At 27.9% G+C, this 15,831-nt stretch carries 19 protein-coding genes and 1 pseudogene; 6 read left to right on the forward strand and 14 right to left on the reverse strand.

Annotated features, from left to right (window positions below):
* Positions 1–504 precede the first annotated feature (504 nt).
* Both Q9968_RS02340 and Q9968_RS02345 read left to right on the forward strand, forming a co-directional pair.
* Complete coding sequence (locus tag Q9968_RS02340) at positions 505–1,071, forward strand: hypothetical protein (protein WP_305513099.1); 567 nt, start codon at positions 505–507, stop codon at positions 1,069–1,071.
* Between the two features lie 35 nt (positions 1,072–1,106).
* Positions 1,107–1,709, forward strand: a complete 603-nt coding sequence (locus Q9968_RS02345) for a hypothetical protein (RefSeq protein WP_305513101.1) — start codon at positions 1,107–1,109, stop codon at positions 1,707–1,709.
* On the opposite strand, the gene ung is transcribed toward Q9968_RS02345, so the two are convergent.
* From ung to Q9968_RS02385, 8 genes are all read right to left on the reverse strand, one after another.
* Positions 1,706–2,365 carry a uracil-DNA glycosylase gene (ung, locus tag Q9968_RS02350; RefSeq protein WP_305513102.1) on the reverse strand — a complete coding sequence of 220 codons (660 nt, stop codon included), beginning with the start codon at positions 2,363–2,365 and terminating at the stop codon, positions 1,706–1,708. The two genes, Q9968_RS02345 and ung, sit on opposite strands and share 4 nt — an antisense overlap.
* Before the next feature lie 12 nt (positions 2,366–2,377).
* On the reverse strand, positions 2,378–2,848 hold the full coding sequence (locus Q9968_RS02355; RefSeq protein WP_305513104.1) for a pyridoxamine 5'-phosphate oxidase family protein: 471 nt from the start codon (positions 2,846–2,848) through the stop codon (positions 2,378–2,380).
* A gap of 15 nt (positions 2,849–2,863) precedes the next feature.
* Complete coding sequence (locus Q9968_RS02360) at positions 2,864–3,307, reverse strand: hypothetical protein (protein WP_305513106.1); 444 nt, start codon at positions 3,305–3,307, stop codon at positions 2,864–2,866.
* Between the two features lies 1 nt (position 3,308).
* Positions 3,309–4,451 carry a toxic anion resistance protein gene (locus Q9968_RS02365; RefSeq protein WP_305513108.1) on the reverse strand — a complete coding sequence of 381 codons (1,143 nt, stop codon included), beginning with the start codon at positions 4,449–4,451 and terminating at the stop codon, positions 3,309–3,311.
* A 12-nt stretch (positions 4,452–4,463) separates the two neighbouring features.
* Positions 4,464–5,039 (reverse strand): zinc-ribbon domain-containing protein, encoded by a 576-nt coding sequence (locus Q9968_RS02370; protein WP_305513110.1) that lies wholly within the window; start codon positions 5,037–5,039, stop codon positions 4,464–4,466.
* Between the two features lie 8 nt (positions 5,040–5,047).
* Entirely contained in the window at positions 5,048–5,950 is a 903-nt protein-coding gene (locus Q9968_RS02375) for a hypothetical protein (RefSeq protein ID WP_305513112.1), read from the reverse strand.
* Between the two features lie 75 nt (positions 5,951–6,025).
* The gene (dtd, locus tag Q9968_RS02380) at positions 6,026–6,466 is read right to left on the reverse strand and encodes a D-aminoacyl-tRNA deacylase (RefSeq protein WP_305513114.1); all 441 of its coding nucleotides are present in this window, start codon (positions 6,464–6,466) and stop codon (positions 6,026–6,028) included.
* A complete protein-coding gene (locus tag Q9968_RS02385; RefSeq protein ID WP_305513116.1) occupies positions 6,467–7,423 on the reverse strand; it encodes a malate dehydrogenase in 957 nt (318 codons plus the stop codon).
* 166 nt (positions 7,424–7,589) lie between these two features.
* On the opposite strand from Q9968_RS02385, the gene Q9968_RS02390 reads away from it, so the two are divergent.
* Positions 7,590–8,234: a hypothetical protein gene (locus Q9968_RS02390; protein ID WP_305513118.1), complete on the forward strand. Its 645-nt coding sequence runs from the start codon at positions 7,590–7,592 to the stop codon at positions 8,232–8,234.
* 24 nt (positions 8,235–8,258) lie between these two features.
* On the opposite strand, the gene Q9968_RS02395 is transcribed toward Q9968_RS02390, so the two are convergent.
* Positions 8,259–8,519, reverse strand: a complete 261-nt coding sequence (locus Q9968_RS02395; protein ID WP_305513120.1) for a zinc ribbon domain-containing protein — start codon at positions 8,517–8,519, stop codon at positions 8,259–8,261.
* Between the two features lie 78 nt (positions 8,520–8,597).
* On the opposite strand from Q9968_RS02395, the gene Q9968_RS02400 reads away from it, so the two are divergent.
* Positions 8,598–9,395, forward strand: a complete 798-nt coding sequence (locus tag Q9968_RS02400) for an amidohydrolase family protein (RefSeq protein ID WP_305513122.1) — start codon at positions 8,598–8,600, stop codon at positions 9,393–9,395.
* A gap of 230 nt (positions 9,396–9,625) precedes the next feature.
* On the opposite strand, the pseudogene Q9968_RS02405 reads toward Q9968_RS02400, so the two are convergent.
* Positions 9,626–9,943: pseudogene (locus Q9968_RS02405) on the reverse strand (NUDIX domain-containing protein); the annotation flags it as partial.
* 80 nt (positions 9,944–10,023) lie between these two features.
* On the opposite strand from Q9968_RS02405, the gene Q9968_RS02410 reads away from it, so the two are divergent.
* Together Q9968_RS02410 and Q9968_RS02415 are read left to right on the forward strand one after the other, a co-directional pair.
* Positions 10,024–11,712: a hypothetical protein gene (locus tag Q9968_RS02410; protein WP_305513124.1), complete on the forward strand. Its 1,689-nt coding sequence runs from the start codon at positions 10,024–10,026 to the stop codon at positions 11,710–11,712.
* 1,006 nt (positions 11,713–12,718) lie between these two features.
* Positions 12,719–12,919, forward strand: a complete 201-nt coding sequence (locus Q9968_RS02415) for a hypothetical protein (RefSeq protein WP_305513126.1) — start codon at positions 12,719–12,721, stop codon at positions 12,917–12,919.
* A 208-nt stretch (positions 12,920–13,127) separates the two neighbouring features.
* On the opposite strand, the gene Q9968_RS02420 is transcribed toward Q9968_RS02415, so the two are convergent.
* The 4 genes from Q9968_RS02420 to Q9968_RS02435 form a co-directional block, all read right to left on the reverse strand.
* Positions 13,128–13,634, reverse strand: coding sequence for a transposase (locus Q9968_RS02420; protein WP_305513128.1), 507 nt, complete (start codon positions 13,632–13,634; stop codon positions 13,128–13,130).
* Between the two features lie 21 nt (positions 13,635–13,655).
* Entirely contained in the window at positions 13,656–13,979 is a 324-nt protein-coding gene (locus Q9968_RS02425) for a transposase (RefSeq protein WP_305513130.1), read from the reverse strand.
* A complete protein-coding gene (locus Q9968_RS02430) occupies positions 13,952–14,104 on the reverse strand; it encodes a hypothetical protein (protein ID WP_305513132.1) in 153 nt (50 codons plus the stop codon). Before Q9968_RS02430 ends, Q9968_RS02425 begins: the two co-directional genes overlap by 28 nt.
* A 117-nt stretch (positions 14,105–14,221) precedes the next feature.
* Positions 14,222–14,593 carry a transposase gene (locus Q9968_RS02435; RefSeq protein ID WP_305513134.1) on the reverse strand — a complete coding sequence of 124 codons (372 nt, stop codon included), beginning with the start codon at positions 14,591–14,593 and terminating at the stop codon, positions 14,222–14,224.
* Between the last annotated feature and the right edge of the window lie 1,238 nt (positions 14,594–15,831).

The raw sequence follows: 15,831 nt of genomic DNA on the forward strand, positions 1-15,831 counted from the left end.
ACTTATTCTTAAATATATAATATACTACCTTTCTCTAAATTATATTTAAATTGCAAATGAGAAACTATATTTTTAGTAAAATATATTATTCATTTCAACCTAAAGATTTCTCTATGTTAATAATTGATATTAACATATTACAATCTTAGATTTAAACAAAAAACAATTTATTTAAATCATGTTCATTATTATATAAATAATATATATATAAAATTTTTGTTTAATTAATACTCATTTAAAAACTTGTGGGATTTGAATTTTATATATTCAATATATCATAAAATATAATTTAGAATTTTATGTTTAAAAAATAATATGATAATATATTTAATAATTATAATTATAATCTAATATTTAAATAAAATTAGAAAAATCAACTGATAATCTAAAAATATTCATACTTCACTTAAATGAATCCAATATCAAAACAAAAAAATATCCCCATGTTTCCAAAAGAACATGATTTAACAAATTATTTAAATATTTAAAATAAATTAAAAAAATATGGAAATTACAGCTAGTAAAATGAAAAAATCAATTAAAAGGATATATGAAAAACTTGATAAAGTCTCTCCTGTTAATTTTGACTGCGGAAAATTATGTGGGGAAATATGCTGTGTTTATGATTCAGAAGACTATAGAAACGAAGAACTAGCTTTATATCTGCTTCCTGGTGAAGAATTGATGTATGAAGATAGCTCTGATTTTGACCTGTATTATATTGATTCATCTGAAATTAAATATCCCCATTCCTGGAAAGGCAAAATTTATTTAGTTAAATGTAGAAATCCTCCAAAATGTGATAGATCAATTAGACCAATTCAATGTAGAACATTTCCATTAATACCTCACTTAGATAAAAATGGTGTTTTTCACTTAATTTTTGATGACAGCGAATTTCCATACAAATGCCCTATTGTTAATGGTCATATTAAACTAAATGAGGAGTTCATCCAAACTACTTATGAAATATGGACAATGGTTATGGCAAACCCCCTAGTTTATGATTTAGTTGATATGGACTCAAGAATGAGAGATAATAGAAAAACCGATTATGATATTGTTATCTAAAAATATTTTATACAGAATAATCATAAATTGTTATCATGTTTCGAAGAATCTTAATTTTTCTTTTAGTATTATTCATATTAATGAATGCAGTTAGTGCAATTGATTCATCAAATTGGACAACCTCGACTGTCGGATATGAGGAATTTAAAATACCTCCAAAATATGAAAATCCTTATAGCAGTGACTTTAATATGTATGAATACAGCGAAGATATTGATGAATTTACAATAAGATATGTTAACCCCTCAATAATGGAGTTATATGGATATTTCCTTGAACATAACCATGCACAAAAAGTAAAAGTAGATGGCCGTGATGCAGTTCATTTCACTAACTATGACCGGCATGATGGAAAAAATAATTCAAAATTATGGTTTTCAGCAGGTGAAGAGTTCTATTATATTACATGGAGAGGAACTAACATTACAAAAACCGTTGAAGAAGTAGTTAAAAGCGTTTCTGATTCAAAATATTCTCATGATGAGTTTTATGATATTTTAAACAAAGAATATCAAAACTACAAAATTGTACATGGAATTGAATCACAAAGAAACGACTATCCACGCAGTGGTTATAATGAACATCATTCTTTTATATCTGTTGGAAATAACGGAATTAATTTTGGAGTAATGACTTAAAGCTCCCAATTAATTTCATCTACGTCATTTTCACTTAAAAATTCGTTAGCTAACTTAAAATGATTAGACCCAAAAAATCCACGTCTTGCAGAAAATGGAGAGGGATGTGAAGTTATCAAAACTAAATGATTTGAGTTAGTTATTAATTCCTTTTTCCTTTCAGCTTGTTTTCCCCATAATAAAAATACAATAGGTTGTGTTTGTTTATTTAATATTTTAATTACATTATCAGTAAATGTTTGCCATCCGCATTCACTATGGGAGTTAGCATTACCCTCTTCAACTGTCAAAACAGTATTTAGTAAAAAAACCCCTTGTTTTGCCCAGGATTCCAAGCAACCAGATTCAGGAATCGGACAATTATATTCAGCATTGATTTCTTTAAAAATATTTTTAAGAGATCTTGGAATTGGCCTGCCCTTTGGTGTTGAGAAAGCAAGACCGTGAGCTTGACCTGCTTCATGATATGGGTCTTGCCCTAAAACAACCACTTTAACATTACTAAGTGGAGTTAGTTTAAAAGCATTGAAAATCTCATCATATGGAGGATAAATGCTTTTATTTGAATATTCACTATCAACAAAGTATTTAATATTTTTAAAATATTCTTTTTTAAATTCATCATCTAAAACCAAATCCCAATCATTTCCAATCATAATAAACCCCGTTTAATTTTCTTCAACTATTTTACCGCTCATATGCTCAATAGTAATTTCAAAGACTTCAGTTTTATCCAATAGTCTTCTGATTTCATCAGCAGTTTCTTCATGTGCCTTGTTGAATTTATCTCCAAGACAGGTTAATTTTTCAATTTTTTCATCATTATCCTTCAATATTCTGACTCTTCCAAAGACAATAACGCTTTTAAATGTATAAGACCAGCAATCATCATTTAAAACTCCATTGTTCACAACACAATAGGAAACTTTATCACAATGCCTTATAGCATCATTTTTATGTCCTTCCATAGCCCCATGGAAGTATATTTTACCATCAACATATACATGACTCATAGGAACTGCATAAGGATAATCATAATCACCTAAAAGAGCCAATACTCCACGAGGTTGATTAGTTAATATTTCAATGCATTCACTTTCTGTGATCTCTTGACCTTTTCTTCTCATTTTTCTAAACATGACATCCTCTAAAATTCATAAAATAGCACTGATTGCAAATATTAAAAATATTATAATAACACATAAGCAACATGAAAATATAGTAGAATAATTATTGTTTCCTTTAGTTTTATTTGGATTTTTTAACTCAGTTGGATTTAATGCATATTTTTCATTATTATCATATACATTCCAAAGTTTAATCGCAACCCAAAATGACCTTATAATTCCAACAAACATAATCAAAAAAGCAAATAGGAATACCTCATAAATTGGATTTGCAGTGAAATATGGTGGCAATTCATAAATTACTAGATAAATAACATGGAAAAACCATGGCATTTCATAGATTATTCCTTCAATAATCCAATTCTTATTATTATGCTTGGAGCCTATGTAAATAAATCCAAAACCATTTATAAACATTATAAATGAAAGAATAACCCACCACGATTTTAAAAATTTTTCGAATATATTCATATTATTCAATTAAATTATTATTAGATATCTCAATTTTCTCAACGACTTTTTGACCCTCCTGAGCCATGTCTCTAAACATATTTATTGTTTCCTTCATTTGAGGTAATGCTTGAACTTTATAAGTACTTACATCATTAATAGCTTGAATAGCTTCTGCAAAAGAAGTTTTTAGAACTTCAGGTGAAATCATAGTCTCAGCACTGTGTTTTTGAATTTCACTTCCTTGTTCTTTAAGCATATGTGAAGTTGATTCAATGATATTTTCAGTTGTTTGATTTAAAATATTGATTTTATCCATAACAATTTTCTGGTCATATAATGCGCTTGCAACCATAACACCAGTTCTTAAAGCTGAAATGGTTACATTTTTAGCACGGTTGACTCCACGAATCAATTCTTTATTGTTACGTCTTATAACATTTAAAGAAACAATGCCCTGTTGGTTTACAACAATCATTTGCTGCATATCCATAATCCTCTGTCTTAATGGGAATAATATTTCTTCACGAACAAATGCAATTTTATCTTCTGATACTCCTTCAATTTCAGCAGTTTGAATTTGAGCTTCGATTGATTGGTCCATTTGCTTACCAAGTTCAATATCAGCAAGTAATTTATTTGTAACTTCTCTTAAATAATTTTCTTCATTTAAAAGGGTAGTGTTGTCATTTTGTAATACTTTACTGCTTTTATCAAGAGATTCTACAATTTCAGAAATTGCAACTTCCGCTTTTTGGTATTTTGCAAAGTATTTTCTAACTGGGTTCATGAAATTACTTAAAACACCTTTTTTAGCAAAATCAACTTTACTTGGATCTAAATCTTTCATTTGTTTATTAAGTTCCAATAATTGATCTCCAATATTGTCAGCATCTTTTCCACCTTTTGTTAAATCAACAAATCTTGTTGATAGCATTTCATTGTGTGAAGCAGATCTTGACATTTCATTTAAACCAAAATTATCTAATGGTTTTAAAATACTTTCTCTTGCTTGAGGATTGTCTAAGTCTGTTTCAAATATTGCTCCTGCATTATCATTTGCTTGTTTTTTAAGATTAGAATTTTCTAATTTTCCTTTTTCTTCATTTAAAGAAATTTCTACATCTTGTTTTATTCCATCTACATCAAGTGAGAATTCAGCCATTTTTATCACCTACTAATTTAAAAAATCTATACTATTCTTATCAACTTTTTCTCTAAAAGTATCAATAACTTTACCATCTTTAATAATTTCTACAGTCACATGGTCAGGATTAGGCAATTTATAGGTTGTATAATATCCAAAACTAATTGAAAACTCAGATTCATAATAAATATTTTCTAAAGTTTCTATATCATGACCAATTTCCGTATCATTTGAATCATAATACGAAGTTTTTACATTATATCCATCAATATCATCTGGAACACTATTAAATATAGCATTAGCATATAATGTGTAGCTTGCCTTTGAATCACTGTCATTATTATCCCATCCGCCAACTTCAGTTACTGTTAAATCAACATGACCAACATCCTGATTATCATGGTCATCTACATCTGCAAATGAAGTTAAAATAAGTATTCCACCAATAACCAAAACAATAGCGATTAAGATAATAAATATTGAACCATTTGAAAACAAATTAGAATTGAATTTACTTTGCTCATCATCCATACTATATCCGCAATCCATGCAGAATTTTGCATCTTCAGGCAATTGTTTTCCGCATTTTGGACAATTTTTAGTCATATCATCACCTAATACTCTTTGACAGAATCTATTAAAATTTCCATATCATCTAATAAATCATCAACATCATCTTTTGAGTTTTCATCAGAACTGATATTAATAACCAATTCATTTGTCAAATCTTCAATTTGATTGATGATTCTTTTCATAGCATCAATTTTATTATTAATTTCACCCCTAACTCTTGGAGTATCTTCTGCAGCAAAATTAATAATATTTAATGCAGCATTTGATTGAATATTAAATAACTTTTCACAATTATCAATAATTCTGATAAATTTGTCATGAGTAATTTGAGGAGGTTCAAATCGTTTTTTAATTAAATTGCGAACAACATCCTGTTTGACACTAAATAAAACATTCAAATTACTAATTTCATTTTCATATTCTTTAAGAGATTCAAGTCCAACAATTTCATCCACTTCAATTTTATTCGTATCTTTTTTATATGTCTTAGAAGTTGAAGCAATGCCTTTGGTTTGAGCTTCCACATATTTATCTAATTTAAAAATATGATATAAATAGATTAAAGGGATAATAAATAGAATAAGTAAAATTGCCATTAATATTGCATTTTTTGCGAATATAATGGAAATACTTACACAAATTAAAATTACATAATATAATCCTAAAATCCAAGGAATACTCTCATGTAAGTATAATACATCTTGAGTATCACCAAAACTTCTTTTAAGTCTTACTTGTGAAGCCGCTTTTGATAGTGGAGCATATTGTAAAATTTCATCGTCTGTTAAAATACCTTTTTTTGGCTCAACAGTTAATCTAACGTCAGACAAGGTTTCACTATATTTAATCGGTTTTCCATAACTATCATAAGCTTTCAATCCTTCAAACTTTAAAGGCGAAGTTAATCTTTTAATTTCACTTGATTTTGGTGTTTCACTTGTCATTGAATTTTACGTCCATGATTATATAAATTAATATATTGAAATAAATGTTCTTAAATATTTGTATTTAATTTGTTACTAATTAAATTCTTTTTCTAAAAGAATGGTGACAGGACCATTATTTGATAAATTAATTTTCATAAATTCCCCAAACATGCCCGTTTCAACACCGATTAATTCACTACATCTATCTGTGAAGTAATCAAATAGTTCCGTTGCCTTATCAGATGAGAGAGCCTTATGAAAAGAAGGCCTATTTTTCTTTGTATAAGCATATAAAGTAAATTGTGGTACCAATAAAACTTTACCTCCAATATCCATGACAGATTTGTTCATTTTACCATGTTCATCCTCAAAAATTCTTAATTTAGCCAGTTTGCGAGCTAAATAATCAGCTTCCCTAGTGGTATCCATATCACCGAAACCCACTAAAACCATTAAACCTTCATCAATTTCGCCAACTATTTTCCCCTCAACTTCCACACTGGCTGAAGTAACTCTTTGAACAACAAGTTTCACTCAATCACCTAAATCAAGCTCTTTTAAAACTTCACATGTTGCATCTCTAACCGTATGTGCCGCTTCATAAAACTCTTTTTTCTCAATGTCGTTCATGTGAATTTGAACAATAAGAGCAACTCCGTTTTTAGTAATAACCGCCGGAACACCTAAAGATACATCTTCAACCATTTCAATTTCACCGTCTAAAAAGCTGCTAACTGTTAAAACTCTATGAGAATCAGTGATAATAGTTGACATTAAATTTGAAATAGCAAAAGCAGGACCATATTCTGTTGCTCCTTTTTTAGAAATAATTGTATTTCCAGCACGTTTTAGCTGGTCTACAAGTCCCGTAATGTCCAGATTAACATATTCAACGAAATATTTAAGTGGAATACCTCCAATGGTTGTTGAGCTTAAAAGTGGAACCATATGATCCCCATGTTCTCCAATAACCCTAGTGTGGACTTCAGAACTGTTAATATCTATTTGTCTTGAGAAATAATTTTTTAATCTTAAAGAATCTAAGTGGTTTCCGACACCAATAACTTTACTCTTTTTAAATCCGGATGCTTTAAGTGCAATTGTTGTCATGACATCAACAGGATTTGTTGCAACCAGTATTATAGACTCTGGAGAATATTCCGCTATTTTTTTAGCATAATACTTAACGATTTTTGCATTTGGAATAGCAAGGTCTAATCTTTTCATTCCTTTTTCCCTATGAATTCCAGCTGCAATCAATACAATGACCGAACCAGCAATGTCATTAAAATCTGATGATGGGGTTAGCTTACAATCAATATCACGGGCAGCTAATGCATCATACATATCATAGGTTTCCCCTTTTGCTCTTTCAAGACTTTCAGGCCTTGAAAACATGACAATTTCATCAACTGTGTCTTCACGTGCAAGAGTAAATGCAACATTTTTACCTATAACTCCAGTTGACCCTAAAATACTTACTTTAACCATATTGTTATATCTGTTTTCAATATAAAAATAGCTTACTAAAATTTAAAATGATTATTGAACTAAATAAAATAACTTAAAATTAATAAAAATATTAAATTTAATTGACAATGATAAAATTCATTCATTCTACAATAGATTTATATTATTTTAAAATTTAAATAACAACATGGCAGATGAAGATTTGAAACTTGAAACAAAATGCTATGACACTAATGAGTACGGTTATCTTTACGGATTAAATAAAAGAACACCTGACGAAGAATTTGAAAAAGTAAAACCCTATTTCAGAAAATTTAAAAGAAATGACTTTGTAGAAGGCAATGTAGAAGTAACTGGAAGGCCTGAAGGATGGAGATGTCTTGAAAAGAATGTGTCAAAAGTTGAAGAAATTCTTGGAATAACAAACACTTTAGAAAAAAGACAAAATAAAGTAAAAGAAGCATTTAAAGATCCGATTAAAAAAGTAAACCTAATTGATCAATCTTACGAATGGTTAAAAATGTTATTTGAAAAAAGCGGAACAAGACCTGAACAAGACTTATCCAGACTGGCAGTTCACTCTACTAAGATATATGACCCTCAGGATAGTTTTAAAAATGGAGCTAGTGAAGGTGAATTATTCATATACACACCTCATGGCATGTGGTATATAATAAATAATTGTGGAAAATATGCAGATAAATCCCTAAATAATGTTCAAACACCCCAAGGTGGAGCAGTAGGTCATAGATTAATGTATGATGATTTAATTGACAGGCTAATTAGAATATACAGTAAAGAAAACTTGTATTCTGGTGAAAAATTGTATTAACGGTTGATACTCATCTAAATAGTATTATCTAACAAATATAAAATACACCAATATAATAAATAATCCTACACCGACAACTACAGACAAAACCCAATTAAAAAATGAATAAATTAATGCTGCAATTAAAAAAATAATTAAATAGGCAAAAGTCGCAACATTGCTCCTATGATAAATAGAATTGATTCTTTTTACAGAGCGGTTATCCAATTTAGCACCACAATTACTGCAAACAGTCTCCTGAGGTGAAATAATCTTATTGCAATTTGGACATCTATCAACTTTCATGTTAATTAATATATACATTTATACAAATAAATATTTTAGTTATAAACAAGTAAAATTATCTTAAGGTGGTTAAATAATATGAAAAAAATAGTAAACGCACATTGTCATATTTACCCAGAAAAAATAGCAGATAAAGCAGTGAGGGGAATCAGAGAGTTTTATGATTTAGATATGTCATTAAACGGTAAAGTAGATGGTTTACTAGAGGATGGGGCAAAAGTTGGAGTAACCCATTATTTAGTTCATTCTGTTGCAACAACCCCAAAACAAGTTAAATCTATTAATGAATTTATAGCTGAATCAGTTAACAAACATCCTGACAAATTCATTGGATTTGGAACCTTACACCCAGATAGTGAAGATTTACAGGGAGATTTTGATTATTTAATAGAATTAGGCTTAAAAGGTGTTAAACTTCATCCGGATTTTCAATTATTCGCTATGGATGAAGACCGTGCATTTAAAATAGGTGAGATAATTGACAAAGCCAATGTGCCTATGCTTGTTCACTGCGGAGATTTTAGATATAATTACTCAAATCCTGAACAGATTAAAGCATTTTTAGAAAAATTTCCAAACATAACATTCATTGGAGCTCATTTTGCAGGTTGGAGTATTTGGAAAGAAGCAACTGCAAAATTAGCCGGTACGCCTAATTTATATGTTGATTTAAGTTCAAGCTTATATAATTTAACATCAACTGAAGCGGTTGATTTAATCCATGCATATGGAAGTGAAAAAGTACTTTGGGGTACTGATTATCCAATGTGGGACTCTGCAAGTGAAATGGAATACTTTAATAAACTTGATTTAACTGATAAAGAAAAATCACAAATTTTATTTGAAAACGCCTCAAGGATATTAGATATTGATTAAATTTTTTATTTTATAAAATTAAGTTAATAGAAATTCGATAATAAAGATTATTTTAGTACACATATTATCAAACAAAAAAAATCATGAAATAATTGAGAAAATTATATGTTCAATTATGTATTAATCTAAACAACCTATTAGAATTACTTTTATAAATTAATGGGAAAATTTCCATAATTTAATTATAAACAACCTTAATATATTTTGTTTTCTCATGAAAAATAATTTCATCATTTTTTAAATGCATTTACAGCAGGAGGAGTTAGTAAATCATTTTCAATCATTTCGTTAATTTCATCCCTACTAAACCACCCATGCTTATCATGCTCTTTACTAATAGTAACTTCATCACTTTGGCATGTTACTTTCATAATCAACTGGATTGATTTAACTTCTTCATTGGTTTTACATGCAGTATAATCATTTCTAACAACATTATATAATGAATCTACATCAATTTCCAAACCTGTTTCTTCTAGGTATTCCCTTTTTAAAGCATCATCAAAAAATTCACACTTTTTAACTTTACCGCCTGGAATTTCCCATTTACCTGCATCATGAACTGAATGAGATAAAGGAGTATGGTGGGAAAATTATAACTTTTAGTGGTAAGTTCACTGACAAAGGTGTGATTACTATTGATTCTCCTAATACTAAGATTACTGGTAGAAATACATTGTTTAACAATACAGTTTTTAATATAAAAGCTAATGGTGTGTTGTTAACTAATTTAAATTTTGTTTTAAATAAGGAATTTAGTGATAATGATTATGCGGGTGTATTAATTAATGGGGATAATGTCACTGTTTATAATGTTAATATTGATTATCATGTGCCTAAAAATATCACTGGGTTTGGAATTTATTCAAATGGATTAAATAGAGATTTATTTAATGTTAAATTAGTTAATAATACTGTTAAGATGTATGGTAATGCATTAAAAGAAGGTTATAATTATGGTGTTGTTTTAACTAATACTCGTGATGCTATTGTTTCGGGTAATACAATTGATTGTTCTCTTCCTTTGAGGGCAGTTAATTGGATGGCTGAAATTTATGGTGGAATTAGTATGGATTCAGTAGCCGCATTTGCTGCGGATTCCTGTCATGGTTTAAGACTATCTAATAATTATATTCGTTGTGTTGTTAATGGTTTTGCTCAAGGAGAACCTACATTAGATGCTGTATTAATTTATGCATGCCATAACTCAACAATAGAAAATAATAAAATTATTGAAAATGATTACATTACAAAGAAAGGTGATGTTAATTATTTGTATGGTTTAGATTTGTATTTATCTAATAATGTTGTAATTTATGGTAATAATATTCATATTCGCACAACTGGTGGTAAAGAGGCGCAGGGTACTGCTTATCCGATTCAAGTAACTGGTCAAGCTGAAAATATCCTAATTGCATTTAATAATATTAGTAGTTATTGTAATGGTCCGAATATTGGGATTTATTCTCAAAATTATTATGGTAAAACTCAAATTGATATTATTAGTAATTTTATTAATGTTACTGGATTTGCTAGTAAACATAGTTGGGCTTTAGTTGCTGGAATTGAAGTACAAGATTCTAATGATAAAATTATGAATAATACTATCATTGTTAGTACTGTAAATAAGTTTGAGAAAGGTTTTAATGTTTATGGTGTGAGTTATTCTCAAAAAACTAATGGTAATCATAAATATAATATTCAATATAATAATGTTTCAATTAATGGTGATTATGCTGTTGCACTTAAAGGTGGTAGTGGATCAACTGTTAGTGATTCCATTGTTGCTAATAATATATTGAATGGTAGAAAATATGGCGGTAATCGTGCAGTAACTATTATTGGCGGTACTGGAAATCTAGTTATGAATAATACTGATGGTTCCAAACCTGTTCGTAAAATGAGTAGTAATGAATATCCTAATAGTTTGAAAAATTATTTAAATAGTCCTTTTAAAGGAAATGGTTTAGGATTAGGTTGGTTAGATAATGGGGGTAATTCTTTTACTGGAAATAATAGCCATAAAACTGATGTTATTGGAAATAACCTAAATCATAGTAATTCACAATTACATAATGGTGATTTAAATTCAACACATTATTCTCATGGTTCTTCAAATATGGATATTGCTAGCGCTTCTTTATCTTCTAGTGGCGCAGGTTTCGGTGGCCAAGTTGATTCTAATAATCAAAAATCATATGAAGTGACCAAAAATATTGAAACAGAAAATACAAATTACATTCAAATTACTGCAATGATTGTAGTTATATTAGTATTACTAATTATGGGATATAGAATCAAAGAACGCAAGAAATAAGATTGCTAAAAATTAATTAAACTAAATTTAAACAAAAAACAAGCATAATGTCTTGTTTTTTGTAAACTTTTTTTACAGATATTTTAAAAACTTGTTTTATTTAATAATTATCAAATTTTTAATATTTACCTTTATTTTTTATAATTAATATGGATTTGTCATTTTGTTAGTTGGGATTTTATTTTTTTCATCCAGCCATTTTTTCTGTTGGATATCTGATTAAATACTCCATTTTTAGTCCTATATCATTTTTTCTCAGCTTTTGGTAGTGTTGTGTGGAAGTACATTTCAGAATTATTGTTAGTTCTTGTTAATTTTCCTTTAAATTCCTTTTTAAGGAACCATAGGAATTTTTTGATATTCTGGGAAAAAATCTTTTATTAAGTAATTTTTTAGAACTTTGCAGTACTATCAAGTTAAGAGATTTTTCTGATTTTTGTTTTTTGTTAATTTTTGTTTATTTTACTTATATCTATGTATTATTATTTTAATTTTATTTTATTGGGTGTTAATTTATTTATATCTATTTTTAAGTATTATTTATAGTTAATATTATATATTATTTAATTATAAAGTATTATTATCTAATAAAATTATTTTTTTTATTTGAGAATTGTTGTTTTTGGGTGGTGATCTTTGATGGTTTTTGAATATGAATTTTCAAATTTTTTTTTAGCAAATTTTATAATAATTATTGTTGATGAAAAAATATTATATTAAGTGATAATGCTTTTGTTCGTAGTGGAAAATGGAGTTTAGAAACTGCAATTAAATTTCCTTTATTTAATCGTAAGAAAACAAAATTTAATGAAGTTAATAAGGTATTTAAGGAGTCAAACAGGTGATTATTCTTATGAAGATAACAGGTTCTGGTGTTTGTGATAGAATGCAATATAATTAACCCTAAAGTCTATTATAGACATGAATGACGGAGTTATGATGGAAATATACAACAATGTAGAAGAAATGGAAACTTTTAAAGGATTTTCATGTTTTTTGGCAACAGATGGATCCTTATGTTGAAATTCCTGATCATCCACAAGCACGTGAAGAAATGGGAGTTCCACCAAATAATGAAGTTGAAACATTTGCTGCAAATGCAAGAATCTCTTGCACAGTCGATACAAAAATGGACTTTGTAATATCATCAATAATTGAAAATCAAACCGTAAATGAAATAACATTTAGCATTAAGACACTTAGATGATGTAAAAAACAAAATTAATATGAATAATGTAATCACATGCTATTGATAGATTACTTATATATTCCACAGAAAATCATGTTAAAAACAAAAAAAACATTTGAATTCATACTATTTAATCCGTGGAAAAACAAGTACATGAGTGTTGGCAGAAATTATTAGATTTTGAACATTTTTCATTTTATCCTTTAGCTTTTTTTCAATATTTTTTTTAAGTTAGTGATATGAACTTTATTGCACTAATGACTGAATGTAAATCCATTTTATTCTCTTTAATAAGATTAAACAATCTTATTAGGTTGTATGATGCTACGATTGTGAACATTTGGTTTTGTACTCTTTTTAAACCAACTATTGGAAGATAATCATAGTTGTAAATTCTTTTGAAAGTTCCGTTATGTGCTTCTACAGTCTTTGAACGTAATTTATAGTCTTTTATTCCATCTTTAGTAGACATTAATCTTTCAACTTTGTATGTAACTTCGTGGACGTACCTTGTTATTGCTCTATGGTTGGTTGTATAGCATTTCACTTTATATTTGTAATTTTTGCAGGCTAGGTAGTTTGAATAGACTAATTTGATTTTATTTCCTCCTCCTTTTTTTTGTGGGGCAGGATATGCTCCATCAAGAGTTAATTCTTCATTATTGGGACAAATAAAAACATTTTTATATTCCTCAAAAACAAAATAATCTATAGCAAATGGATTGTCAGGCATATTACCTGAATTCTCTCTATTTTACTGTTTTGTTGGAATTAAAGCAGTTATACCTAATTCCTCGAGATATTGTAAATTTGCTAGTGTTGAATAGATTGTATCCGCGCTAATTTTTGTGGGTTGTAATTTTAGATTAACGAGGATTTGATTCATTAATGCAGGAATTTGATAATGATCCGTAGGATTTTGAACTGCATTAACTCCACATATTAACTTCGATTTCGTATCAGTTCCCAATTGAATATTAAATGAAAATTTAGGATACTTTTGTCCATTATCTTTAACTTTCATCAGTCGAGCATCATGATCATTCAAAGCTAACGATACCTGTCCAGAATAGTCCAACAACTGCCACCAATAAAAAAAAGAATTTCAACTTTTTCTTTATCTGATTTTGATTTATCATCTAAAAATTTTCGTACGGTTCTTCTAAGCTTTTTAATTTCATCTTTTGTTAATTCTTCGACCAAATAATGCTTTATTAATAAAATAATATCTTTTTCTTTGATTATATTGAATGAAGAATTGTAAGCATTTTTTTTATTGTTCCATCAATTGCAATATGTTCAAAATCAGTTAATCCAATTCTATTGGCTACAATCAGAATAAAACTCATAATTAATTGGTAAATTTGTTGAAAAATACTTACAATAATCTCGTATTGTTCTGTCACTTGGTTCTATAAAATGTGAAATTAAATTATACAAATAATTGTACTTTGCATTATAAGCTAACTCCACAGTGCTTGTTATTTTATTAATATATCCATAAAAAATTAGTTTTATCATATCTTTGAGGTCAAAAGGTGGTTTTCCAACATTGGAAATTTTTCGTTTGATTTTAAAGAAATTAAACGCACCATCAACGATTGTTGATGCAAGATACATAAGTTGAAATTCATCTTCCATTTCTTCAATTTCCCTACTTTTTTCGCTCAAAATATAGTTATCCAAAATCATATCAATTAAAAACTCCTATATTAAATTAAATAATTATAGAATTAACTATAATTAATTATATATTAGTTATTTCTAATATAAATAGATTTAAATAACTTATAGCTAGAATAATAAGTAATAAAGTATCAAAATTAAATATTAATAATTTTTACAAATAATTAGATTAAAATACTCATAATTATAAGGCCAATATAAAAAAAGTATGAATTTATGGAAAAAAATTTTCACGAATTAAAATTGAACAAAGTTTAATAAAAATAGGAAAATAGGTTAAAAATTAAATAATATTTAAATCTCAATAATTTCTGCCAACACTCTACATTCAAAAAAAAGACAACAAAAAAATGGGCATGGAGAAAAAAATCATGATAATATTAGGATATAAGCTTGTAATAATGCAAAAATAAAAAAAATTTCCACGACGAAGAACTAAAAAAAATTGCAAGAAAGGGTGTCCGCCAAAAATCTAAAATTAATTTTTGAAACTGATTAAAACTACTTCAATTCAAAAACAAAGAAAAATTTGCATCAAAAAAATTACTTTTGGCGAACACCCGAAAACAAAAAAAGGTATTCAAGTTCAGAATTAATTAAAGTAAAATTAAAAACTGGAGAAACAGAAAATACTATTTAACCAATTTTACCAAAAGAAATCGCAACATCCGAAGAATTAAAGCATATTAATAATGGTGAAAGATGGAAAGTAGAAACCGATTATGACATGTTTAAAAAAAACAAATTATACATTGAAAAATTCAGTGGAAGAAGACTAACCATAATGGAACAAGACTTTTACAGCCACATATTCCTACTAAACCTACTAATAGGAATAAAAAACTATGCAGAACTAAAAAAATAACAAGAAAACCAAAAGAAACAGCAAAATACGCCTACAAATACCACTCCAATATCAACACACTCATCGGAGAAATCAAAGACCAACTACCAAGACTCCTAACAAACAACCAAGACGAAATACAACAAGTAATAAAAGAAATAATGGAAATCGGCTCAAAAGAACTTGTAGCAACGAAAATACCTGCACAAACAAATGTAGAAAGAGATAAAGATAAAAATTGGAACAAAAATTGTAAAACAAGCAAAAGCCAGGGATTTTAAAAATCTAAAAAACCTTAACTTGATAGTATTGCTTTTTAGACACTTTCAAAAACTTAGGTGATTTCACTTTAAACAAGTCTTTTACTAAAAACTTTTTCCTGATATTTGGCTTTATTTTT

Source organism: Methanobrevibacter sp. V14 (assembly GCF_963082475.1).
In the GTDB taxonomy this organism is placed as follows: Archaea; Methanobacteriota; Methanobacteria; order Methanobacteriales; family Methanobacteriaceae; genus Methanocatella.